Genomic DNA, 24,583 nt, shown 5'->3' with positions numbered 1-24,583 from the left:
TTAGTCCGCCAGTTCCAGAATTCGTACAACCAACTGCGAGAAGCTTAAGCCTGCCTGACGTGCCGCCATCGGCACCAGACTGTGGCTGGTCATACCCGGAGAGGTATTGGCTTCCAGCAGATAAAACTGTCCATCGCTGTCCAGCATGACGTCAATACGCCCCCATCCTTTACAACCTAAAGTCGTCCATGCTTTCAGCACTAATGCCTGCAAATTGGCCTCTTGTGCCGCTTCTAAACCTGCGGGGCAGAAATACTGTGTCTCATCAGAGAGATACTTCGCCTCATAATCATAGAAGGTTCCGGCGGGTTGAATACGTATTGACGGTAAAATTTCTTCACCGAGTATCGCAACCGTGAACTCCGGCCCACTTAACCATTTTTCAATCAATACTTCTTCATCGTGCTGAAATGCCAATCTTAATGCATCTTGTAGAGCATTTTCTGCTACTACTTTTGACATTCCCACGCTGGAACCTTCGCGGCTCGGCTTAACGATTAATGGTAAACCCAGGGCAGAAATTTCGGCTAACTCCTTATTGCTAAGGCCTTTTTCAAACTCTGCGCGGGTTAACGCCACCCACGGAGCGACCGGTAAACCAGCACCTTGCCACAGCAGTTTGCTGCGTAGTTTATCCATTGAAAGCGCAGATGCCATCACTCCGCTGCCGGTATAAGGCAGTCCCATCAGCTCAAGCATCCCCTGCAATGTGCCGTCTTCACCGCCGCGCCCGTGCAGAGCGATAAATACTTTCTGAAATCCCATCGATTTCAGTTGCGTCACGTCAACTTCTTTAGGGTCAACAGGATGTGCATCGACGCCGCCTTCGCGCAGCCCGGCTAACACAGCAGCGCCAGAATTCAGAGAAACTTCCCGCTCTGCGGAGGTCCCGCCCAACAGAACCGCGATTTTATCAGTCATGTTGTTCTTCCTCCGGAGTTTGCGGCTTCAGTTTGATTTCAGCTAAAGAACGGGCAATTTTTCCAATATTACCCGCACCCTGCACGAGAATCAGGTCGTTACCGGTTAATACTGGTGCTAACATCTCGGCTACCTGCGCCGGATCTGGCACCAGAATAGGATCAATTTTCCCACGTCCACGAATCGTGCGGCACAGTGAACGGCTATCCGCTCCCGGAATCGGTGCTTCACCTGCCGGATAAACTTCCAGCATCAACAGGGTATCAACCTGAGTCAGTACATTGGCGAAATCGTCATACAGGTCGCGAGTACGGGTAAAACGATGCGGCTGAAACAGCATTACCAGGTTTTTATCCGGCCAGCCTGCACGTGCCGCCTTTATGGTGGCATCCACTTCGGTCGGATGGTGACCGTAGTCATCAACCAGCATTGCTGTACCGCTTTTACCGTTGACCGGCTCCAGCGGGAACTCACCGAGAAAATCGAAGCGACGACCGGTTCCCTGGAAGCTCTCCAGCGCACGTAGAATAGCATCGTCGTCAATCCCCTCTTCCGTAGCAACCGCAACCGCAGCCGCCGCGTTCAGCGCATTATGACGACCAGGCGCGTTCAGGGTAACGCGCATCGGCTCTTTGTCCTGGCGCAGCAGCGTAAAATGCCCCTGCGGGCCAATCTGCTGATAATCTTCTACACGCACATCGGCATCTTCGCTGAAGCCGTAAGTCGTGGTCTGACGCCCCACGCGCGGTAACAATTCGCGGATCACCGGATCGTCAACACACATTACCGCACGACCGTAAAACGGTAGGTTGTGCAGAAAATTAATAAAGGTCTGTTTTAAATTCTCAAAGTCGCCCTGGTAGGTATCCATATGGTCGGCTTCGATATTGGTGACAATCGCCACCATGGGTTGCAGATGCAGGAACGATGCATCGCTCTCATCTGCTTCGGCAATCAAATAGCGACCATGCCCTAAACGCGCATGAACACCTGCCGCTTTTACCAGCCCACCGTTAACGAAAGTTGGATCGAGACCCGCTTCCGCATAGATGCTGGAAACCATCGCGGTGGTTGTCGTTTTGCCATGCGTTCCGGCAATGGCGATGCCATGACGAAAACGCATTAACTCAGCCAGCATTTCCGCGCGACGGATCACCGGAATACGCGCTTCATGAGCGGCAACAATCTCAGGGTTGTCGGCAGAAATTGCACTGGAAACAACGACCACGCTGGCGTCGCGCACGTTTTCCGGGCGATGGTTGAAGTAAATCGTCGCCCCCAGATTCATTAACTGCTGCGTGACCGGATTTGGCGCTAAATCTGAACCACTGATCTGATACCCTTCATTGGCCAGAACTTCGGCAATACCGCCCATACCGGCACCACCGATGCCGACAAAGTGAATGTGCCGAACGCGACGCATTTCGGGCACGATGTAACGCAGTTTTGCCAATTGTTGTGTATTCATTCTTTACGCCATTAACTTCTCAAATTCATGCGATGCAAAAGGCATCGCCACAATTACGCCCGGGCAGCCCGGCTCACTTCATTTGCCACTCGCTCGGTGGCATCCGGTATGGATGCAGCACGGGCGCGTTCTGCCATGGTTAATAAGGTTTCTCGCGACCACCCGGCCAGGGTGTTGGCGACAGCATCCACGGTAAGCTGTGGCTGCTCGATAATTTTGGCTGCGCCCGCTTTTTCCAGCGGTAACGCATTCCAGTATTGCTGGCGGTCTTTATGCTGAAACGGCACAAACAATGCTGGTAACCCCGCCGCAGCGATTTCACTCACCGTCAACGCACCGGAGCGGCAAACGACGACATCCGCCCACGCATACGCCGCTGCCATATCATCAATAAATTCCGTCACTTTATGCTGCGGTTGCCCCGCTTCGGCATACGCCTGTTCAACGGATTGTTGCGAACCTTTGCCACTCTGATGCCAGATAGTGACTGAATCGCCCAGCTTTGCTGCAACCAGCGGCATTGTCTGGTTAAGAATGCGTGCGCCCTGAGAACCACCCACTACCAACACACGAACCGGACCTTCACGTCCAGCCAGACGTTGCTGCGGCAACGGCAGCGCCAGCACATCGGTACGAACAGGATTACCCACCACTTCCGCATTAGGGAAAGCGCCTGGAAACGCCTGCATCACTTTGGTCGCAATCTTCGCCAGCCATTTATTGGTTAAGCCCGCAATACCGTTTTGTTCATGAAGTACGACCGGAATACCTAACGACCACGCTGCCAGACCTCCTGGGCCTGAAACGTAGCCGCCCATACCGAGCACCACGTCAGGTTTATACGCTTTCATAATCGCCCGCGCCTGACGCCAGGCGTTAAAGATACGCAACGGGGCTGCGAGTAACGCTTTAATACCCTTGCCGCGCAAACCAGAGATACGAATAAAGTCGATCTCGATACCGTGCTTCGGCACTAAGTCCGCTTCCATACGATCGGCAGTACCCAGCCAGCGAACTTGCCACCCCTGGGTCATTAAATGATGCGCAACCGCAAGCCCCGGGAACACATGTCCGCCAGTACCGCCTGCCATCACCATTAATCGCTTCCCTTGACCACTCATCGTGAACCTCGTACAAACGCCTGCGCTTTCTCCAGACGCGTTTCATAATCAATACGCAACAGCATCATGATGGCTGTCGACATAATCAGTAAGCTCGAACCACCGTAACTGATGAGCGGCAATGTCAAACCTTTGGTCGGTAACATCCCCGCCGCAGCGCCGACGTTAACCAGCGCCTGGAAACTAAACCAGATGCCAATTGAACAGGCGAGAAAACCGGAAAAACGATGGTCAATTTCTAACGCTTTACGACCAATCGACATCGCGCGAAAAGCGACGAAGAATACCATTAAAAGCGCCAGCACCACACCGATATACCCCAGTTCTTCGCCGATAATGGCGAAAATAAAGTCAGTGTGCGCTTCCGGCAGATACTCCAGTTTTTGTACCGAGTTACCTAAACCTTGTCCCCACAGTTCGCCGCGACCAAACGCCATCAGCGATTGCGTCAGCTGATAGCCGCTGCCGAAAGGATCTTCCCACGGGTTCCAGAATGCGGTAACACGACGAATACGGTACGGTTCGGCGAGGATCAGCAACACAACCGCTGAAATCCCCATGCCAATAATGGCGATGAACTGCCACAATTTCGCCCCAGCCAGGAACAGCATCGCCAGCGTAGTCACAAACAACACCACCACCGTACCAAGGTCAGGCTGTGCCAGCAGCAACACGGCCAACACCAGAATCACGCCCATCGGTTTCAGGAAGCCGCGCAGGTTGTTACGCACTTCATCGCCTTTGCGCACCAGATAGTTGGCGATATAGCAAAACAGCGACAGCTTGGTCAGTTCAGCTGGCTGGATACGCAGCAAGCCAAGATCGATCCAACGCGATGCCCCTTTAACCGAGCTACCCACCACCAGCACGATCATCAACAGGATGATTGATCCGAGCAGCATCGTAGCACTGTAGCGTTGCCAGAACTCCATCGGCAGACGCAGCGTAATGATCGCCAGAATGAACGCCAGGATCAGATAGACGCCATCACGCTTCGCGAAGAAGAACGGATCGTTGGTTAAGCGTTGCCCTATGGGCATTGACGCCGAGGTCACCATGATAAAGCCAATCGCCGCGAGGCCGAAGGTCAGCCACAGCAAGGTGCGATCGTACATGATCAGGCTGTCGGTATCTTTTTCCCGCGAGCCCATCACCCAGCCCTTTAGCGCCGTGGAGATCCAGACCAGGATACTGAATCCTGGCAGGCGCGGCATTTTCAGGCGAGGGAGAGATAAACGCATCAACCTAACTCCTTCGCCAGACGGGCAAACTCATTGCCTCGTTGTTCAAAGTTCTTGAACTGATCAAGGCTGGCACATGCCGGGGAGAGCAGAACCATATCTCCCGGCTGAACACGCGGAGCCAGCAAGCGCATCGCCTGTTCCATAGTTTCGGTTTGCTCTGCCACTTCCGGGCGTAACGCCGCCAACTGTGCGCCATCACGACCGAAACAATACAGACGCACGTTATCGCCATTCAGATAGCGCGCCAGTGGGCTGAAGTCTGCCGATTTACCATCGCCGCCCAGCAACAAATGCAGCGTGCCGTCTACGTGCAGGCCATTCAGCGCCGCTTCGGTACTGCCGACGTTGGTCGCTTTCGAATCGTTAATCCAGCGCACACCGTTATGCTCCAGCACCACTTCAAAGCGATGCGGCAGACCGGTAAACGTGGTTAACGCTTTCAGGCTGCTGGCACGCGGTAAACCTGCGGCATCAGCCAGCGCCAGTGCTGCCAGCGCATTGGTGTAGTTATGCTGCCCGGAAAGTTTCATCTCTTTCACGTTCAACACTTTCTCGCCTTTCACCCGCAGCCAGGTTTCACCCTGCTGATGGTTCAGGTGATAGTCACCCATATTGACGCCGAAGCTGACGCAACGTTCATCCGCACCGCGAATCGGCATCGTTAAGGCATCATCGGCATTAACCACGCAAACTTTTGCGTTTTCGTAAATACGCAGTTTTGCCGCACGATACTGCTGTAAACCAAATGGATAGCGATCCATATGATCTTCAGTCACGTTCAGAATCGTCGCCGCCACCGCCTGTAAGCTGGATGTCGTTTCCAGCTGGAAGCTTGACAGTTCCAGCACATACAGCTCGCACTCAGCATCCAGCAGCATCAATGCTGGCAGACCAATGTTGCCACCCACGCCAACGTTAACGCCTGCTGCTTTCGCCATTTCCCCCACTAAGGTGGTGACAGTGCTTTTGCCGTTAGAACCGGTGATCGCCACGACAGGCGCTTGTGCTTCGCGGCAGAACAGCTCGATATCGCCAACAATTTCAATTCCGGCATCAGCAGCGGCGCTTAAGGAAGGATGCGCCAGCGCAATACCGGGGCTGGCGACAATCAGATCTGCCGCCATCAGCCATTCATCATTGAGACCGCCAGTATGGCGCTCCACCGCTTCGGGTAATTTATCCAGGCCTGGCGGTGTCATACGCGTATCCATTACGCGCGGCGTCACGCCGCGAGCAAGGAAAAAGTCCACGCAAGAAAGCCCGGTGAGGCCCAGGCCGATAATGACGACATTTTTACCCAGGTAATCAGCCATGATTAACGTACCTTCAGCGTTGCCAGACCAATCAGGACCAGCATCAGCGAAATAATCCAGAAACGTACAATGACGCGCGGTTCCGGCCAGCCTTTCAGTTCATAGTGGTGATGAATCGGCGCCATGCGGAAAATACGTTGCCCGCGCAGTTTAAAGGAGCCGACTTGCAAAATAACCGACAGGGTTTCGACGACAAACACGCCGCCCATAATCACCAGCAGGAATTCCTGACGCAGCAGCACGGCGATAATGCCCAACGCGCCGCCTAACGCCAGCGAACCAACATCGCCCATAAAGACCTGTGCCGGATAGGTGTTAAACCACAGGAAGCCCAGCCCTGCTCCGACTATCGCGGTGCAGACAATGACCAGTTCCCCTGCGTGTCGCAGATACGGTATGTGTAAATAGCTGGCAAAGTTCATGTTGCCGGTCGCCCACGCCACCAGCGCAAAACCACCGGCGACAAATACGGTCGGCATAATCGCCAGGCCATCAAGACCATCGGTCAGGTTTACCGCGTTACCGGTGCCGACAATAACGAAGTAGGCCAGCAGGATGTAGAACAAACCTAACTGCGGCATCACATCTTTAAAGAACGGTACAACCAGTTGCGTTGCTGGCGTGTCTTTCCCGGCAAGATACAAAGCGAAAGCAACACCCAGCGCAATGACCGACATCCAGAAATACTTCCAACGTGCGATCAACCCTTTGGTGTCTTTACGCACGACTTTGCGATAGTCATCAACGAAGCCAATGATGCCGTAGCCGACCAGCACTACCAGTACGCACCAGACATACGGGTTAGACGGGTAAGCCCACAGCAGTACGGAGATCACAATCGCTGTCAGGATCATAATCCCGCCCATGGTCGGCGTACCGCGCTTGCTGAAGTGCGATTCCGGGCCATCGTTACGCACCACCTGACCAAAGGAGAGTTTTTGCAGATGAGCAATCATGCGCGGGCCCATCCACAATGAGATGAACAGCGCGGTCAGCAGGCTGACGATGGCGCGAAACGTCAGATAGGAAAAGACGTTAAAGCCGGAATAATATTTGACCAAATGTTCGGCCAGCCAAACTAACATGTCCCATTCTCCTGTAAAGCGCGTACTACCTCTTCCATGGCAGCACTACGTGAACCCTTAACTAAAATCGTAATTACCTGTTGCTCAGCAATCAGTGATTTAAGACGCGTAATTAACGCAGTTTTATCAGCAAAATGTTCGCCAACGTCGCTGGCGGTGCTGATAGCATGGCTTTGTTTACCCACGCTTAACACGCGGTCAATACCGGCAGCTTTTGCCGCTTCGCCCACCTGTACATGGCAGGCTTCGCTTTCAGCGCCCAGTTCCGCCATATCGCCAACGACCAGTACACGGTAGCCCGGCATCTCAGCCAGAACCTGAACAGCGGCGGTCATGGAGCCGACGTTAGCGTTGTAGGAGTCGTCGAGCAGCAACTGGTTTTCCGCCAGTTGGATGGGGAACAAACGGCCAGGAACAGCCTGTAGATTTGCCAGCCCTGCTTTGATGGCATCAAGCGTTGCGCCCACGGACATGGAGAGCGCCGCAGCAGCCAATGCATTCGCAATATTGTGACGCCCCGGCAGCGGCAGCAGGACATCGACGCTACCCGTTGGAGTTTGCAGTGTAAATTCAGTACCGTGCGAGGTCACATGAATATTGGTGGCGGTAAAATCACTGTTGGCGGCATTGGGTGAGAAACGCCACACTTTGCGATTGCCAATCACGCTTTGCCAGTTCAGCCAGTCGTTGTTGTCGGCATTCATAATGGCGATACCGTTTTCCGGCAGGCCGGTAAAGATTTCGCCTTTCGCTTTTGCCACGCCCGCCAAAGAACCGAAGCCTTCCAGATGCGCCGCCGCCAGGTTGTTGACCAGCGCGGCTTCCGGGCGGGTCAGACTCACAGTCCAGGCAATTTCGCCCTGATGGTTCGCACCAAGTTCAATGACTGCGTAATCGTATTCTGGCGTTAAGCGCAGCAGCGTCATCGGCACGCCGATGTCATTGTTGAGGTTGCCAGCCGTATAAAGCGTGTTGCCGCACTGGCTTAAAATCGCCGCCGTCATCTCTTTCACAGAGGTTTTACCGGAGGAACCGGTCAGGGCAACCACACGAGCAGGAACTTGCTGGCGAACCCATGCAGCCAGTTCGCCAAACGCCAGACGCGTATCGTTGACGATTAACTGTGGCAGCTCGATATCCAGTGGACGGCTGACCAGCAGCGCGCCCGCGCCGCCAGCTTTCGCCTGGTCGGCAAAATCATGGGCATCGAAACGTTCGCCTTTCAGGGCAACAAACAGGCAGCCCGGCGTCAGTTTACGGGTGTCAGTCGTTACGGCATCAAGGGTGATATCTGCCCCTTGCAGTTCACCGTTGAGAATGTTCGCCAGTTGGCTAAGGGTTACGCTAATCATGCGATCACCCCCAGCAGACGCGCCACCGTGACACGATCGGAGTAGTCCAGACGCTGGTTGCCAACAATCTGGTAATCTTCATGGCCTTTGCCCGCGACCAGCACCACATCATTCTCTTTAGCCTGCATAACGGCGCAAGTCACCGCTTCAGCGCGGCCTTCCATCACTTTGGCATGTCCGGCGTCTAACATTCCCGCCAGAATATCGTTGATGATGGCGCGCGGTTCTTCGGTACGCGGGTTATCGTCCGTCACCACCGCCACGTCAGCAAACTCTTCGGCAATTGCGCCCATCAGTGGACGCTTGCCTTTATCACGATCGCCGCCGCAGCCGAAGACGCACCACAGCTTGCCCGCACAGTGCAGACGCGCCGCCTGTAAGGCTTTTTCCAGTGCATCCGGCGTATGCGCGTAATCCACCACCACCGTCGGTTTGCCTGGCGCAGTGAACACTTCCATACGTCCGCAAACCGGTTGCAGACGTGCGGCGGTTTTTAGCAGATCGGCCAGCGGATAACCCAGCGCCAGCAGTGTCGCCAGCGCCAGCATCAGGTTGCTGACGTTAAAAGCGCCCATCAGGCGACTTTCTATTTCGCCATCGCCCCAGCTTGAGGTGAAGCGGATAGTCGCACCGCTGTCGTGATAGTTCACATCGGTCACTTTCAGCCAACGACCGTGACAGTTCGGATTGATATTGTCTTCCATCGACACCGCAACCGCGTCCGGCAGTTTTGCCAGCCAGCGGCGGCCCACTTCATCGTCGGCGTTAATAATCGCCTGACCGCAATGATGCTCAGAATAAAGCAGCCATTTCGCGGCTTCGTAGTGTTCCATATCACCATGATAATCAAGGTGATCGCGGCTTAAGTTGGTAAAGACCGACGCCGCAAATTTCAATGCCGCCACACGGTGCTGTACCAGCCCGTGGGAGGAAACTTCCATTGCGCAAAACGTCGCGCCCTGATCCACCAGCCCCGCCAGCTCATGCTGAACATCGACTGCCGAACCGGTAGTATTTTCTGTCGGGATCACTTTCCCCAGCAGGCCGTTACCAACAGTGCCCATTACCGCGCTGGTTTCGCCAAGCAGTTGGCTCCACTGCGCCAGAAGCTGGGTAGTCGTGGTTTTGCCGTTGGTGCCCGTTACGCCCACGAGACGTAAATTGTCAGAGGGTTCATGGTAAAAGCGGCCCGCCAGTGCAGATAAACGCTCATTGAGCTGGCTGAGATAGATGACCGGTACGCCGTGCATTTCACGGATTTCACCGTCGGTCGCCTCATCTTTCGCCTCTGCAATAATGGCAGCCACACCTTGCGCTATCGCCTGCGGGATATATCGACGCCCGTCCGCCTGATGACCTACTACAGCTACAAAGAGATCGCCCGCCGCAGCCACACGGCTGTCGAGTGTCATCTCTCGCAGTGCTCGCGAAGGTGCGTCTGGCACCCACGGAGCAAGAAGGTCGCGCAAATTACGATCTGCCACCTGTCCCCTCGCCTTGATTAATCACAAATTCATTTTTATCACCCGTTGTCAGCGCATCCGGCTCGATGTTCATGGTGCGCAATACGCCGCCCATGATGGCACCAAAGACCGGCGCGGAAACGGCGCCGCCGTAGTATTTACCCGCCTGCGGATCGTTGATAACAACAACCAGCGCGAAGCGCGGCTGACTCGCAGGCGCAACGCCTGCGGTATAAGCAATATATTTATTGATGTAGCGACCGTCCGGCCCGACCTTTTTCGCAGTACCGGTTTTAATAGCGATACGATAGCCTTTAATCGCCGCCTTCACGCCGCCGCCGCCCGGTAGCGCCACGCTTTCCATCATATGCACCACGGTGCGGACAATGGATTCCGGGAAGACTCGTTCACCGGGAACCGGGGGGTCAACTTTGGTAATCGACAGCGGGCGATAAATGCCGTAGCTGCCGATAGTTGCGTAGACTCGCGCTAACTGTAACGGTGTTACCATTAGCCCGTAGCCGAAAGAGAAGGTGGCCCTCTCTATGTCAGACCACCGTTGTTTTTGAGGATATAAGCCACTGCGTTCTCCGACCAACCCCAAATTGGTCGCTTTTCCCAGTCCAAAACGTGAGTAAGTATCTACTAACGCTGAGGACGGCATCGCTAACGCCAGCTTGGAAACACCGACGTTACTCGACTTCTGTAATACCCCGGTCAGGGTTAATTCGCTGTAGCGTGCCACGTCTTTGATTTCGTGGCCGTTAATTCGATAAGGAACGGTATTCAGTACTGAGTTTTCTCGCACCACGCCGCGCTGCAACGCGGTCATCACCACCATCGGCTTGACGGTTGAACCCGGTTCAAACACGTCGGTGATGGTACGGTTACGCATCGCCTCTTTCGGCGTGCCACTCAGATTGTTGGGGTTATAAGACGGGCTGTTAGCCATCGCCAGCACTTCGCCAGTGTTGACATCCACCAGCACGGCACTACCGGATTCCGCCTTGTTAAAGGCCACCGCGTTGTTCAGTTCGCGATAAACCAGCGCCTGCAGGCGTTCATCAATACTCAGAGCAAGGTTGTGCGCCGCCTGGCTGTCGGTAGAAGAAATATCTTCAATTACGCGACCGTAGCGGTCTTTACGCACAATACGTTCACCCGGCTGCCCGGTAAGCCATTTATCGAAACTCTTCTCGACGCCCTCAATCCCCTGGCTATCGACATTGGTAAAGCCAATGAGGTGAGCGGTCACTTCGCCGGACGGATAGTAACGGCGAGACTCTTCACGCAGATGAATCCCCGGCAGTTTCAGTTTTTTGATGTAGTCCGCCATGTCAGGGTTTACCTGACGCGCCAGATAAATAAAGCGTCCTTTCGGGTTGGCGTTAATGCGGGCTGAGAGCTGATCCAGTGGAATGTTAAGCGCGTTAGCCAGCGCCTTCCAGCGGTCACCGACGCTGATACCGCCAGCGTCATGCACTTCTTTTGGGTCAGCCCAGATCGCTTTTACCGGCACACTTACCGCTAATGGGCGACCAGAGCGGTCAGTAATCATGCCGCGTGAGGTGGATACTTGTTGAACGCGAAGAGAACGCATGTCGCCCTCTTTCACCAACATATCCGGGGAGATAACCTGTAACCACGCTACGCGCCCGAGCAGAAAAGCCAGCGCCAGTAAAATACAGCCGCATAACAACGCAAAACGCCAACTGATAAAGTTGGCATGTTCTTCCTGACGTTTTGGTTTCTGCGTTTTCGCCGCTGCTTTCATGCGTCGCGTTTATCCTTATTTTTGCACTACGATATTTTCTTGTGATGGATCGACATGCTGCATTTGCAGCTTCTCCGTAGCGATCCTTTCCACCCGGCTATGGTCGCCGAGCGCGTTCTCTTCAAGAATCAGGTTGCGCCATTCAATGTCTAAAGCGTCTCGCTCCAGCACCAGTTGTTCGCGCTGAGCGGTCAGCAAACGGGTATGGTGTGCTGTGGTCACCACAGTCACCGCCGTCAAAATAATGCAAATGAACAGGCAGAGTGGCAGCTTCCCAAATCGCAAAAGATCGTCACCGATGACGCCAGGCAAGGCATGGCGCTCGTGGCTTCCCATCGATCCTTTAACTTTGCTTAGAGCTTCTGTCACTCTGCTGATCATGCGTTCGTCCTCTCTGCAATACGCAGAACTGAACTACGGGCACGAGGGTTCTCTGCCACCTCTTCTTCACCCGGCATCAACTTGCCTAATGCTCGCAACTGACGGCCACCCAGTTTTTTGAGCTGCTCTTCAGTCATCGGTAATCCTGCCGGAACTTGCGGACCACGACTGTTTTCACGCATAAAGCGTTTCACAATACGGTCTTCCAGCGAATGAAAACTGATGATCGAAAGCCGCCCACCTGGCGCCAACACGTTGAGCGAGCTTTTTAGCGCCTGCTCTATCTCCTCCAGTTCACTGTTTACCCAGATGCGCACCGCCTGGAAGGTACGGGTCGCAGGATGTTTGAATTTGTCCTTCACCGGCGTTGCGGCAGCAACGACTTCCGCCAGTTCTTTGGTACGGGTCATCGGCTGTTCACGGTTACGCTCGACAATGGCGCGCGCAATGCGTTTAGCGAAACGCTCCTCGCCATACGTTTTTAATACCCAGGCGATATCGGCTTCTTCGGCAGTTTGTAGCCATTCAGCAGCGGATTGACCGCGCGTCGGATCCATACGCATGTCCAGCGGGCCATCGCGCATAAAGGAAAAACCGCGTTCAGCATCATCGAGTTGCGGTGAAGAGACGCCAAGATCGAGGAGAATGCCATCAATCTTGCCGATAAGATCACGCTCGGCGACGTATTCGCCCAGCGCGGAGAAAGGTCCATGTATGATGGAGAAGCGCGGATCATCAATAGTCTTCGCAACGGCAATAGCCTGCGGGTCGCGATCGATCGCCAGCAAACGCCCCTCTTCGCCAAGCTGCGAGAGGATCAGACGTGAGTGACCACCGCGACCAAAAGTTCCATCAATGTAGATACCGTCAGGACGGATATTGAGGCCATTTACGGCTTCATCCAACAGCACCGTAGTATGTTTATAGTTTTCCATCATTTTATAGAGACAAGTCCTGCAGCCGCTCCGATAAGTTTTCGGTAGCCAACTGTTCTGCGTCGATATCTTCCCTGACTTGTTGATGCCAGGTTGTTTCATCCCACAGCTCAAACTTATTGAACTGTCCAACCAACATCACTTCTTTTGTCAGCCCGGCGTGTTGCCGCAGTACTGGCGCGATTAACAATCGACCTGCGCCATCCATCTGACATTCGCTGGCATGACCTAACAGAAGGCGCTGCACACGGCGCTCAACCGGGTTCATGCTCGACAGACGCGATAATTTTTGCTCGATAATTTCCCATTCAGGAAGGGGGTAAAGCAGCAGACATGGGTGATGAATGTCAATGGTACACACCATTTGACCGGCAGCGTTCCCGAGCAGCTCTTCCCGATAACGGGTGGGCACCGATAAGCGCCCTTTACTGTCGAGATTGACTAACGTTGCTCCCCGGAACATGCCAGTCTTCTCCCAATTACCACTTTATCCCACAAATTCCCACTAAAAGGAGTTTACGGAGCGGAGGAAAAGCTTGTCAAGCCAGGAACATTCCTTACCGAAGCAAAAAACCCGATGTTTACGACTAATATCTGCATTGTTTAAAAATCGCCCAACGAACGAAGCAAATTAACGTTATGAATAGTTGTAAGAAAAAATCCCACTCATCATTACCGTTTTAAAAACGACTTCTTTTTCCTTAATGAAAATATAAAGTGTCAGTTTGCGACGCGAGCGGCATTTTAGGACATATCGCCCCCGGATAACAGTCCCTGTTGCGCACGCGCCATGCCTGACGCCAGCGACTTTGCGTAAAAGATTAGAAAAGTGTTTGTTTAATCGGCAATTGCCGATTTGCATGTAACAAAATAATGCAATTGCAATCCATCGTTACGACTTAATTATCATTAAGCACATCGAATGAAGTTAATTGGTGAGATATTTAGAAGGTCTTATGGATAATAGTCAGGAATAGTCTTATTTACATAAAGGATATTGATGTCCAATTACGTACTCAATGCGCCAGCCGCAATCAACCAGCGCATCATTTTTTGTTTAACGTTTAGCTACGGCTGAGGACGCCGCGACGATAGAGATTTCGTTTGATGCGCGTTAAACCTGGTTTTGGCTTACGCGGCTCATCCAGACTCGCCAGGACAATCTCCAGCACGCGCTCTGCGACATCCCGATGACGCTGAGCCACTGCCAGCACAGGACATTGTAAGAAGTCGAGCAATTCGTTATCGCCAAAGGTGGCAATCGCCAGATCGGAAGGCAGTTTACCATCGCGGCGCAGCGTGACATCCATCACTCCCTGCAACAATGCAAAAGAGGTAGTGAACAGCGCCTGCGGCATCGGATGCGTTTCCAGCCATTTTTCGAATAACTGGGCAGCAGCTTCCCGCTCATAGCTATTGGCATAAAGGAAATGCACTTCGCGCGGATCATCTTTCCAGGCAGTACGGAAACCCTGCTCACGCAGGAAGCTGACAGAAAGCTCCGGCAGCGCGCCAAGATAAAGTACCGTTTCGGCCGGAAACTTACGTAACTCTTCCGCCAACATTTCAGCATCATCCTGGTCGGCACCAACCACGCTGGTGAAATGTTCACGATCGAGGGCGCGATCCAGCGCGACAATCGGGAACGGGTCATTAGCCCAGCGTTGATAGAAAGGATGCTCTGGCGGCAGCGAAGTCGAAACAATGATGGCATCGACCTGACGTTGTAAAAGATGCTCAATACAACGCATTTCGTTGTCTGGCTGATCTTCGGAACAAGCAATGAGTAGCTGATAACCGCGTTGACGCGCCTGGCGTTCAAGATAGTTAGCAATGCGGGTATAACTTGTGTTCTCAAGATCGGGGATAACAAGACCAATAGAACGTGTGCGTCCAGCACGAAGCCCAGCCGCCACGGCATTCGGGTGGTAATTGTGCTCACGCACCACTGCCATGACTTTCTCAACGGTTTTGTCGCTCACACGGTATTGCTTCGCTTTGCCGTTAATAACATAGCTTGCAGTGGTCCGCGACACTCCCGCCAGCCGAGCGATTTCATCCAGTTTCACAATTGCCCCTTGCGTAAAATGTAAAAACCATAACCATTGTACTGGTATGGATTAAATTCATTAACATCTAAGCGCAGAAAATTAACTGCGGCAACTGCTTTTATTCCAGGTTCCTACTAAATTCGCAAAAAAAGCCCAACGTGGCTTATTGGGCTGCAAATTGCGCATTGAGATCATTCTCAACGCATTATTTTATCGCCGCGCGAAAGACCGACGACGCCAGAGCGGGCAACTTCAACAATTTTCGCCACATCGCGAATCGATGCTAAAAATGCATCGAGTTTATCGCTGGTGCCTGCCAGTTGAACGGTATAAAGCGAAGGCGTGACATCAATGATTTGCCCACGAAATATTTCCGTATTGCGTTTCACTTCGTCACGTCCATAGCCGCTGGCCTGAATTTTCACCAGCATAATCTCCCGCTCAACGTGCGCACCCTGCCCCAGCTCGCTCACGCGCAACACATCGACCAGCTTGTGTAATTGCTTTTCGATCTGCTCAAGCACTTTTTCATCGCCCACGGTCTGGATAGTCATGCGCGATAATGTCGGATCGTCGGTTGGCGCAACGGTCAGGCTTTCAATGTTATAGCCACGCTGGGCAAAAAGGCCGATCACGCGGGATAACGCGCCTGATTCATTTTCGAGTAATACCGATAATATCCGGCGCATAATCAGGTTCTCTCCGTTTTGCTTAACCACATTTCATCCATTCCGCCCCCGCGAATCTGCATCGGATAAACGTGCTCACTGCCATCGACGGTGACATCAACAAATACCAGGCGATTATTTCGTACCTGTTCCAGCGCCTCGCCAAGTTTACTTTCCAGCTCATCCGGGCGCGAAATCTGGATACCAACATGACCATAGGCTTCTGCCAGACGGACGAAATCTGGCAGAGATTGCATATAAGATTGTGAATGACGACCGGAATAGATCATGTCCTGCCACTGTTTCACCATCCCCAGATAGCGGTTATTAAGATTCACCACCAACACCGGAAGCTCGTATTGCAAGGCAGTAGACAGTTCCTGAATGTTCATCTGAATACTGCCGTCGCCAGTAACGCAGACCACAGTTTCTTCCGGCAGCGCCATTTTGACGCCCAGCGCCGCAGGTAAACCAAACCCCATGGTGCCGAGGCCACCGGAGTTGATCCAGCGACGCGGTTTGTCGAAAGGATAATAAAGTGCGGCGAACATCTGGTGCTGCCCGACGTCGGACGTAACGTAAGCGTCCCCCTTCGTCAGTCGCCAGAGTGTCTCGATCACCGCCTGCGGTTTAATCTTTTCGCTCCGAGTGTCGTATTTAAGGCACTGGCGAGCGCGCCACTGTTCAATTTTCTGCCACCAATCACGGATTTCATCCAACGGTTGGTGAGCCGTTTCTTGTGCCAGCAACTCCAGCATTTGATCCAACACCAGCCGCGCATCGCCAACGATCGGGATGTCGGCGGTCACGGTTTTTGAGATAGAGGTTGGATCGATATCAATATGTAACACCGTCGCATTTGGGCAGTACTTTGCCAGATTGTTAGTAGTGCGATCATCAAAGCGTACGCCAACCGCAAAAATGACATCGGCATTATGCATTGTCATATTGGCTTCGTAAGTGCCGTGCATTCCCAGCATTCCCAGCGCCTGACGATGCGTTGCCGGAAACGCGCCTAATCCCATTAATGACGAGACGACAGGAAGATTAAGTTGCTCAATAATCTGTTTGAGTTGTTGATGGCAAGCCGCAGTCACTGCGCCACCGCCTACGTAAACGACCGGTTTTTTCGCCGCAGCCAGCGTTTGTAGTGCACGTTTAATCTGCCCTTTATGACCCAACGTTGTCGGGTTATACGAGCGCATACTGACCGATTCCGGCCAGACGTAAGGTAATTTGTTCGCCGGATTAAGAATATCTTTCGGTAAATCAACCACCACCGGACCAGGACGCCCGCTTGCCGCCAGCCAGAAAGCCTTTTTCAGCACCTGCGGAATGTCTTCCGTTTGCTTAACCAGAAAACTGTGTTTAACCACCGGCCGGGAAATTCCCACCATGTCACACTCCTGAAAGGCATCGTAACCTATCAGCGAGGTTGCCACCTGCCCGGAAAGGATAACCAGCGGAATGGAGTCCATATAGGCGGTGGCGATACCGGTAATTGCGTTGGTGGCTCCAGGACCCGATGTCACCAGCACAACGCCCACTTCTCCGGTCGCGCGCGCCAGGCCATCGGCCATATGTACCGCTGCCTGCTCATGACGAACTAATACGTGATCAATACCGCCCACGGTATGCAATGCATCGTAAATATCAAGGACTGCGCCTCCGGGATAACCGAATACTTGTTTAACGCCCTGATCGATAAGCGATCGGACGACCATCTCGGCTCCAGACAACATCTCCATGGCTTGCCTCACTGTTTGGCGGAAAAAATGTGTAAAACACATTAACCGTCCGATCTTGCTTAAGCAATTGACAAGCAGAGCCACAAGCGTGAAGAAATAAGAATAAACAGGAGGAAAGGAGAAAATAAACGATAAAATAATCCAGAATGGCGGACAGAATTGATAATAAATCGGTCAAATTCGACCAGTTACAGCAATTTCTCTATTTTTTCATTATTTCTAAAATCAGGGCAAACATGTATTCAGAATAAAATTCTACATTTAATAAAAAATGCAGAATAAACCAGAATTACGCGCCTGATTTATTCTGCCTTTGCTTAACGTTTACAAATAGAGACTAATTGCTCTTCCATCCATTGATGGCCTTTATCACGCCCGGCAGCTTCATGCCAGGAGAGATAACAGGTTCTGCTGTTTTGTTTTAACGGCAGCGGTAACACCTGTAACTCTAAGGATTCAGCGAACTCTTCAGCCAACCAACGCGGCGCAATAGCAACCAGATGGGTTTGCGACACCACGCTAAGGACGCTCATCATTGCCATGCCCTGATACGCGATACTGGCTTGCTTATCTACCGTGTCATACCACGGTTGACTAAATGACGCGAAACGATCAAGCGAAACCGCCGCATGTTGTTCGTTATAAACGTCATGTTTCAGTAATGGGCCTTTAATAGTCGGATGGTTCTTGCTGGCTACCAGCACCATTTCATCTTTAAATAATGGCACACTGGTAAATTCAGGACGATGGAAGTCTTCATAACTAATAACAAACTCCGTTTCCTGATAACGTAGCTGATGTTCGGTGTTCTGATTTAATGAAGACTTGAATATCACATGAATATTTGGCGCGATTTGCTCAATGTGATTATAAATCTGCGAGGTAAGAATGCTATCTAACGGGCTGCAAACGCAAAGATGGAATACACGTTCGCTGCTGGCCGGCTCAAAACCTGAACCTGGTAATTCGTTTTGCACTAATTGCAGCGCCTGACGCACAGAGCCAAAAAGTTGAAAAGCGCGGGCAGTCGGTTGGATACCACGCCCATAACGAACAAAAAGCTCGTCATTAAACATCACCTTCAGGCGTGCAACAGCGTTACTGACCGCAGGTTGCGACATGCCCAGAACATGCGCGGCACGGGTAATGTTCTGCTCCTGCATCACGGCATCGAAAACGGTTAATAAGTTTAGATCGACCATGCGTAGCTGTGGCTTGCTTAACTCCGCAATTTCTGGATGATCTGTTTTTACCTCTGACATAGTTAACTCCACTGTCACACTTAACTCCCTTTCCCTTATTGGAATGCAGAGAAATAATCCTGAAAAATATGATTTACCATGCATATAAAATAAGAAAAAGAAAAATGCGTAAAATTAGGAAAAAATAAAGATACGGGTTCTGATAAAAACAGAATCCATTGCCGTGCGAAGAGTCATTCACCACAGCATAATAATCCATAATGTTTTTGTTGCGAAAACAATCTAATCATAAGTTCCGCGAATACTCAATCATCCCAAAAATGGATTAAACGTGCGCATTTAATAATTAATTTATATATTTGATGCATTAATTCTTAACATTAATCGATCAATAATATTCATAAAATCAATATCAAAACATTCACTCAAAATATAATTCAATAAAAATCATCAGGATAGACAGGGTAAAGAATAAATTTCCCTCCTTTTACCTCATTGATTAAATGCCATAAATTATTCTGAAGTATGTCCACCAATGAAAGGAATGTGTGGTTAAGCAGAAATTAATATCGACTGTTTGAACCCGCGCAGCACAATTAGCTAATTCAACTCATGCAGAACTCATGCTGGCGGGACGTTTTTGTTGCGTCAGGGTTGACATCCGTTTTTGTATCCAGTAACTCTAAAAGCATATCGCATTCATCTGGAGCTGATTTAATGACTCACATCGTTCGCTTTATCGGTCTACTACTACTAAACGCATCTTCTTTGCGCGGTAGACGAGTGAGCGGCATTCAGCATTAAGCCAGCACGCAGTCAAACAAAAAACCCGCGCCATTGCGCGGGTTTTTTTATGCCCGAAGCGAGGCGCTCTAAAAGAGACAAGGACCCAAACCATGAGCCAGCAAGTCATTATTTTCGATACCACATTGCGCGACGGTGAACAGGCGTTACAGGCAAGCTTGAGTGTGAAAGAAAAACTGCAAATTGCGCTGGGTCTTGAGCGTATGGGGGTCGACGTGATGGAAGTCGGTTTTCCCGTCTCTTCGCCGGGCGATTTTGAATCAGTGCAAACCATCGCCCGCCAGGTTAAAAACAGCCGCGTATGTGCGTTAGCCCGCTGCGTGGAAAAAGATATCGACGTAGCGGCCGAATCTCTGAAAGTCGCCGAAGCCTTCCGTATTCATACCTTTATTGCCACCTCCCCAATGCACATCGCCACCAAGCTGCGCAGCACGCTGGATGAGGTGATCGAACGCGCCATCTATATGGTGAAACGCGCACGCAATTACACCGATGATGTTGAATTTTCTTGCGAAGATGCCGGACGCACACCGATTGCCGACCTGGCGCGAGTGGTCGAAGCGGCGATTAACGCCGGTGCCACCACCATCAACATTCCGGATACCGTGGGCTACACCATGCCGTTTGAGTTCGCCGGAATCATCAGCGGCCTGTATGAACGCGTACCCAACATCGATAAAGCCATTATTTCCGTACATACCCACGATGATTTGGGTCTGGCGGTCGGCAACTCACTGGCGGCGGTACATGCCGGCGCGCGGCAGGTAGAAGGCGCGATGAACGGGATCGGCGAGCGTGCCGGTAACTGTTCGCTGGAAGAAGTGATCATGGCGATCAAGGTACGTAAGGATATTCTCAACGTCCACACCGCCATTAATCACCAGGAAATATGGCGCACCAGCCAGTTAGTTAGCCAGATTTGTAATATGCCGATTCCGGCAAACAAAGCCATTGTCGGCAGCGGTGCGTTCGCGCACTCCTCCGGCATTCACCAGGATGGCGTGCTGAAAAATCGCGAAAATTACGAAATCATGACACCAGAATCTATTGGTCTGAACCAAATCCAGTTGAATTTGACCTCTCGTTCCGGTCGTGCGGCGGTGAAACACCGCATGGATGAGATGGGATATAAAGAAAGTGAATATAATTTAGACAACCTGTACGACGCGTTTCTGAAACTGGCAGATAAGAAAGGTCAGGTGTTTGATTACGACCTGGAGGCGCTGGCCTTCATCGGTAAACAGCAAGAAGAACCGGAGCATTTCCGTCTGGATTACTTCAGCGTGCAGTCTGGTTCTAACGATATCGCCACCGCTGCCGTCAAACTGGTCTGTGGCGAGGAAGTAAAAGCGGAAGCCGCCAATGGTAACGGTCCGGTCGATGCCGTCTACCAGGCAATTAACCGCATCACTGACTATAACGTCGAACTGGTGAAATACAGCCTGACCGCCAAAGGTCACGGTAAAGATGCGCTGGGTCAGGTGGATATTGTTGCCAACTACAATGGTCGCCGCTTCCATGGCGTCGGCCTGGCTACCGATATTGTCGAGTCCTCCGCTAAAGCGATGGTACACGTGCTGAACAATATCTGGCGCGCCGCAGAAGTCGAAAAAGAGTTGCAACGCAAAGCTCAACACAACGAAAACAACAAGGAAACCGTGTGATGTCGAAGAATTACCATATTGCCGTATTGCCCGGAGATGGGATCGGGCCGGAAGTGATGACCCAGGCGCTGAAAGTGCTGGACGCCGTGCGTAACCGCTTTGCGATGCGCATCACCACCAGCCATTACGATGTAGGCGGCGCAGCCATTGATAACCACGGGCAGCCACTGCCACCTGCGACGGTTGAAGGTTGTGAGCAAGCCGATGCTGTGCTGTTTGGCTCAGTTGGTGGCCCGAAGTGGGAACATTTACCACCAGACCAGCAACCAGAACGCGGCGCGCTGTTGCCTTTGCGTAAGCACTTCAAATTATTCAGCAACCTGCGTCCGGCAAAACTGTATCAGGGGCTGGAAGCGTTCTGCCCGCTGCGCGCAGACATTGCCGCTAACGGCTTCGACATCCTGTGTGTGCGCGAACTGACTGGCGGCATCTATTTCGGTCAGCCCAAAGGCCGCGAAGGTAGCGGACAATATGAAAAAGCGTTTGATACCGAGGTGTACCACCGTTTTGAGATCGAGCGTATTGCCCGCATCGCGTTTGAATCTGCCCGCAAGCGTCGCCACAAAGTTACCTCAATCGATAAAGCCAACGTGCTGCAATCCTCTATTTTATGGCGGGAGATCGTTAACGAGATCGCCATTGAATACCCGGATGTCAAACTGGCGCATATGTACATCGACAACGCCACCATGCAGCTGATTAAAGATCCATCGCAGTTTGACGTTCTGCTGTGCTCCAACCTGTTTGGCGACATTCTTTCTGATGAATGCGCAATGATCACTGGCTCGATGGGCATGTTGCCTTCCGCCAGCCTGAACGAGCAAGGTTTTGGACTGTATGAACCGGCGGGCGGCTCGGCACCAGATATCGCAGGCAAAAATATCGCCAACCCGATTGCGCAAATTCTGTCGCTGGCGCTGCTGCTGCGCTACAGCCTGGATGCCGATGATGCGGCTTCCGCCATTGAACGCGCCATTAACCGCGCATTAGAAGAAGGCATTCGCACCGGAGATTTAGCCCGTGGCGCTGCCGCCGTTAGTACCGATGAAATGGGCGATATCATTGCCCGCTATGTGGCTGAAGGGGTGTAATCATGGCTAAGACGTTATACGAAAAATTGTTCGACGCTCACGTAGTCTACGAAGCCGAAAACGAAACCCCGCTGTTATATATCGACCGCCATCTGGTACACGAAGTGACCTCACCGCAGGCGTTCGATGGTCTGCGCGCCCACGGTCGCCCGGTGCGTCAGCCGGGTAAAACCTTCGCCACCATGGATCACAACGTCTCTACCCAGACCAAAGACATTAATGCCTGCGGAGAAATGGCGCGCATCCAGATGCAGGAGCTGATCAAAAACTGCAAAGAATTTGGCGTCGAGCTGTATGACCTGAATCACCCGTATCAAGGGATCGTCCACGTGATGGGACCAGAACAGGGCGTGACGTTACCAGGAATGACCATTGTTTGCGGTGACTCTCATACCGCCACTCACGGTGCGTTTGGCGCACTGGCCTTTGGTATCGGCACTTCCGAAGTTGAACACGTGCTGGCAACGCAAACCCTGAAACAGGGACGCGCAAAGACCATGAAAATTGAAGTTCAGGGCAAAGCCGCACCAGGTATTACCGCAAAAGATATCGTACTGGCGATTATCGGTAAAACTGGCAGCGCAGGCGGCACCGGGCATGTGGTGGAATTTTGCGGCGAAGCGATCCGCAATTTGAGCATGGAAGGTCGTATGACCCTGTGTAATATGGCAATCGAAATGGGCGCGAAAGCCGGTCTGGTTGCACCAGACGAAACCACCTTTAACTATGTCAAAGGCCGTCTTCATGCGCCGAAGGGCAAAGATTTCGACGACGCCGTTGCCTACTGGAAAACCCTGCAAACCGACGAAGGTGCAACTTTCGATACCGTTGTTACTTTACAGGCAGAAGAGATCGCCCCGCAGGTGACCTGGGGAACTAACCCAGGACAGGTGATCTCCGTTAACGAGAATATCCCTGATCCCGCTTCATTTTCCGATCCGGTTGAACGCGCGTCGGCAGAAAAAGCACTGGCCTATATGGGGCTGAAACCGGGTATTCCGCTGACTGAAGTCGCTATCGACAAAGTGTTTATCGGTTCCTGCACCAACTCGCGCATTGAAGATTTACGCGCGGCAGCGGAAATCGCCAAAGGTCGGAAAGTCGCGCCAGGCGTACAGGCGCTGGTGGTTCCCGGCTCCGGTCCGGTAAAAGCCCAGGCAGAAGCAGAAGGTCTGGACAAAATCTTTATTGAAGCCGGTTTTGAATGGCGCTTGCCTGGCTGCTCAATGTGTCTGGCGATGAACAACGATCGTCTGAATCCGGGCGAACGTTGTGCCTCCACCAGCAACCGTAACTTTGAAGGCCGCCAGGGGCGCGGCGGGCGTACGCATCTGGTCAGCCCGGCAATGGCTGCCGCCGCTGCTGTTACTGGTCATTTTGCCGATATCCGCAACATTAAATAAGGAGCACACCATGGCAGAGAAATTTATCAAACACACAGGCCTGGTGGTTCCGCTGGATGCCGCCAATGTCGACACAGATGCAATCATCCCGAAACAGTTTTTGCAGAAAGTGACGCGCACTGGTTTTGGCGCGCATCTGTTTAACGACTGGCGTTTTCTCGATGAAAAAGGCCAACAGCCAAACCCGGATTTCGTGCTGAACTTCCCGCAATATCAGGGCGCATCCATTTTACTGACGCGGGAAAACTTCGGCTGCGGTTCCTCGCGTGAGCACGCGCCGTGGGCGTTGACTGATTACGGTTTTAAAGTGGTGATTGCGCCGAGTTTCGCCGATATCTTTTACGGTAACAGCTTTAACAACCAGTTGCTGCCGGTGAAATTAAGCGATGCCGAAGTGGATGAGCTGTTTGCGTTGGTGCAAGCCAATCCGGGAATTCATTTCGATGTGGATCTGGAAGCTCAAGAAGTGAAAGCGGGTGATAAAACTTATCGCTTTGCTATTGATGCCTTCCGCCGCCACTGCATGATGAATGGTCTGGACAGCATCGGTCTGACACTGCAGCACGGCGACGCCATCGCGTCTTATGAAGAGAAGCAACCAGCGTTTATGCGTTAGTTTGTACTCCGTCCGCACTCAATCGCCAAAAAGAAAAAAGCCAGCAGGTATTCACTGCTGGCGTGGCGATTAACACCAATACTCAGTCACACATGATGTCTGCAAATCAGTAGTCAAAGTAACTCCCCTCCCACGGTATCCGTTCTTCAGGCATGACTAAACGTTGTAGAACGATTAACCCGCGAAGCCAGCACATCTTCTCTGTCACGATAAAATAGTGCCAATAAAACTGACGCATGGGATACCTCATTGCTTCATCGTTAAGAATTATTGACTTAA

The 24,583-nt window shown here is 52.2% G+C and carries 22 protein-coding genes; 5 read left to right on the top strand and 17 right to left on the bottom strand.

Features of this window, described 5'->3' with window-relative positions:
• The 17 genes from ddlB to leuO all read right to left on the bottom strand — a co-directional run bounded on the left by ddlB (position 1) and on the right by leuO (position 18,786).
• A complete protein-coding gene (ddlB, locus tag WC5_RS11420) occupies positions 1-921 on the bottom strand; it encodes a D-alanine--D-alanine ligase (protein ID WP_000130077.1) in 921 nt (306 codons plus the stop codon).
• Positions 914-2,389, bottom strand: coding sequence for a UDP-N-acetylmuramate--L-alanine ligase (gene murC, locus WC5_RS11425; protein WP_001096083.1), 1,476 nt, complete (start codon positions 2,387-2,389; stop codon positions 914-916). The genes ddlB and murC overlap by 8 nt, the downstream gene beginning before the upstream one ends.
• Positions 2,390-2,442: 53 nt before the next feature.
• Positions 2,443-3,510 carry an undecaprenyldiphospho-muramoylpentapeptide beta-N-acetylglucosaminyltransferase gene (gene murG / locus WC5_RS11430; RefSeq protein WP_000016579.1) on the bottom strand — a complete coding sequence of 356 codons (1,068 nt, stop codon included), beginning with the start codon at positions 3,508-3,510 and terminating at the stop codon, positions 2,443-2,445.
• Positions 3,507-4,751, bottom strand: a complete 1,245-nt coding sequence (ftsW, locus tag WC5_RS11435; RefSeq protein WP_010345404.1) for a cell division protein FtsW — start codon at positions 4,749-4,751, stop codon at positions 3,507-3,509. The genes murG and ftsW overlap by 4 nt, the downstream gene beginning before the upstream one ends.
• Entirely contained in the window at positions 4,751-6,067 is a 1,317-nt protein-coding gene (gene murD / locus WC5_RS11440; protein WP_000796425.1) for a UDP-N-acetylmuramoyl-L-alanine--D-glutamate ligase, read from the bottom strand. The genes ftsW and murD overlap by 1 nt, the downstream gene beginning before the upstream one ends.
• Before the next feature lie 2 nt (positions 6,068-6,069).
• Positions 6,070-7,152, bottom strand: coding sequence for a phospho-N-acetylmuramoyl-pentapeptide-transferase (mraY, locus tag WC5_RS11445; protein ID WP_000964122.1), 1,083 nt, complete (start codon positions 7,150-7,152; stop codon positions 6,070-6,072).
• Positions 7,146-8,504 carry a UDP-N-acetylmuramoyl-tripeptide--D-alanyl-D-alanine ligase gene (gene murF / locus WC5_RS11450; RefSeq protein WP_000626652.1) on the bottom strand — a complete coding sequence of 453 codons (1,359 nt, stop codon included), beginning with the start codon at positions 8,502-8,504 and terminating at the stop codon, positions 7,146-7,148. Before murF ends, mraY begins: the two co-directional genes overlap by 7 nt.
• On the bottom strand, positions 8,501-9,988 hold the full coding sequence (gene murE, locus WC5_RS11455) for a UDP-N-acetylmuramoyl-L-alanyl-D-glutamate--2,6-diaminopimelate ligase (protein ID WP_000785126.1): 1,488 nt from the start codon (positions 9,986-9,988) through the stop codon (positions 8,501-8,503). Before murE ends, murF begins: the two co-directional genes overlap by 4 nt.
• Entirely contained in the window at positions 9,975-11,741 is a 1,767-nt protein-coding gene (gene ftsI / locus WC5_RS11460; protein ID WP_000642204.1) for a peptidoglycan glycosyltransferase FtsI, read from the bottom strand. Before ftsI ends, murE begins: the two co-directional genes overlap by 14 nt.
• Positions 11,742-11,756: 15 nt before the next feature.
• Positions 11,757-12,122, bottom strand: coding sequence for a cell division protein FtsL (ftsL, locus tag WC5_RS11465; RefSeq protein WP_000625658.1), 366 nt, complete (start codon positions 12,120-12,122; stop codon positions 11,757-11,759).
• Positions 12,119-13,060: a 16S rRNA (cytosine(1402)-N(4))-methyltransferase RsmH gene (gene rsmH / locus WC5_RS11470; RefSeq protein WP_000970479.1), complete on the bottom strand. Its 942-nt coding sequence runs from the start codon at positions 13,058-13,060 to the stop codon at positions 12,119-12,121. The genes ftsL and rsmH overlap by 4 nt, the downstream gene beginning before the upstream one ends.
• 1 nt (position 13,061) lies before the next feature.
• Positions 13,062-13,520 (bottom strand): division/cell wall cluster transcriptional repressor MraZ, encoded by a 459-nt coding sequence (gene mraZ / locus WC5_RS11475; RefSeq protein WP_000488288.1) that lies wholly within the window; start codon positions 13,518-13,520, stop codon positions 13,062-13,064.
• A 601-nt stretch (positions 13,521-14,121) separates the two neighbouring features.
• The gene (gene cra, locus WC5_RS11480) at positions 14,122-15,126 is read right to left on the bottom strand and encodes a catabolite repressor/activator (protein WP_000762401.1); all 1,005 of its coding nucleotides are present in this window, start codon (positions 15,124-15,126) and stop codon (positions 14,122-14,124) included.
• An 81-nt stretch (positions 15,127-15,207) separates the two neighbouring features.
• Positions 15,208-15,294 carry a hypothetical protein gene (locus WC5_RS25290; RefSeq protein WP_032147791.1) on the bottom strand — a complete coding sequence of 29 codons (87 nt, stop codon included), beginning with the start codon at positions 15,292-15,294 and terminating at the stop codon, positions 15,208-15,210.
• An 11-nt stretch (positions 15,295-15,305) separates the two neighbouring features.
• Entirely contained in the window at positions 15,306-15,797 is a 492-nt protein-coding gene (gene ilvN, locus WC5_RS11485; protein ID WP_010355142.1) for an acetolactate synthase small subunit, read from the bottom strand.
• A 2-nt stretch (positions 15,798-15,799) separates the two neighbouring features.
• A complete protein-coding gene (ilvI, locus tag WC5_RS11490; RefSeq protein ID WP_000425627.1) occupies positions 15,800-17,524 on the bottom strand; it encodes an acetolactate synthase 3 large subunit in 1,725 nt (574 codons plus the stop codon).
• A gap of 317 nt (positions 17,525-17,841) precedes the next feature.
• A complete protein-coding gene (leuO, locus tag WC5_RS11495; protein ID WP_010345415.1) occupies positions 17,842-18,786 on the bottom strand; it encodes a transcriptional regulator LeuO in 945 nt (314 codons plus the stop codon).
• Between the two features lie 657 nt (positions 18,787-19,443).
• On the opposite strand from leuO, the gene leuL reads away from it, so the two are divergent.
• The 5 genes from leuL (at position 19,444) to leuD (ending at position 24,304) form a co-directional block, all read left to right on the top strand.
• Positions 19,444-19,530, top strand: coding sequence for a leu operon leader peptide (leuL, locus tag WC5_RS0122240; protein WP_001300467.1), 87 nt, complete (start codon positions 19,444-19,446; stop codon positions 19,528-19,530).
• Positions 19,531-19,622: 92 nt separating this feature from the next.
• Positions 19,623-21,194: a 2-isopropylmalate synthase gene (gene leuA, locus WC5_RS11500; protein ID WP_000082870.1), complete on the top strand. Its 1,572-nt coding sequence runs from the start codon at positions 19,623-19,625 to the stop codon at positions 21,192-21,194.
• Positions 21,194-22,285, top strand: a complete 1,092-nt coding sequence (gene leuB, locus WC5_RS11505) for a 3-isopropylmalate dehydrogenase (protein ID WP_000042350.1) — start codon at positions 21,194-21,196, stop codon at positions 22,283-22,285. The genes leuA and leuB overlap by 1 nt, the downstream gene beginning before the upstream one ends.
• Before the next feature lie 2 nt (positions 22,286-22,287).
• On the top strand, positions 22,288-23,688 hold the full coding sequence (gene leuC / locus WC5_RS11510; RefSeq protein ID WP_001140671.1) for a 3-isopropylmalate dehydratase large subunit: 1,401 nt from the start codon (positions 22,288-22,290) through the stop codon (positions 23,686-23,688).
• A gap of 10 nt (positions 23,689-23,698) precedes the next feature.
• The gene (gene leuD, locus WC5_RS11515; protein ID WP_000818245.1) at positions 23,699-24,304 is read left to right on the top strand and encodes a 3-isopropylmalate dehydratase small subunit; all 606 of its coding nucleotides are present in this window, start codon (positions 23,699-23,701) and stop codon (positions 24,302-24,304) included.
• Positions 24,305-24,583: the final 279 nt, after the last annotated feature.

Source organism: Escherichia sp. KTE114 (genome assembly GCF_000407765.1).
Classification (GTDB): Bacteria; Pseudomonadota; Gammaproteobacteria; order Enterobacterales; family Enterobacteriaceae; genus Escherichia; species Escherichia ruysiae.
Note: the sequence above shows the minus strand (reverse complement) of the source record. Positions and strands in the feature narration are given on the sequence as shown.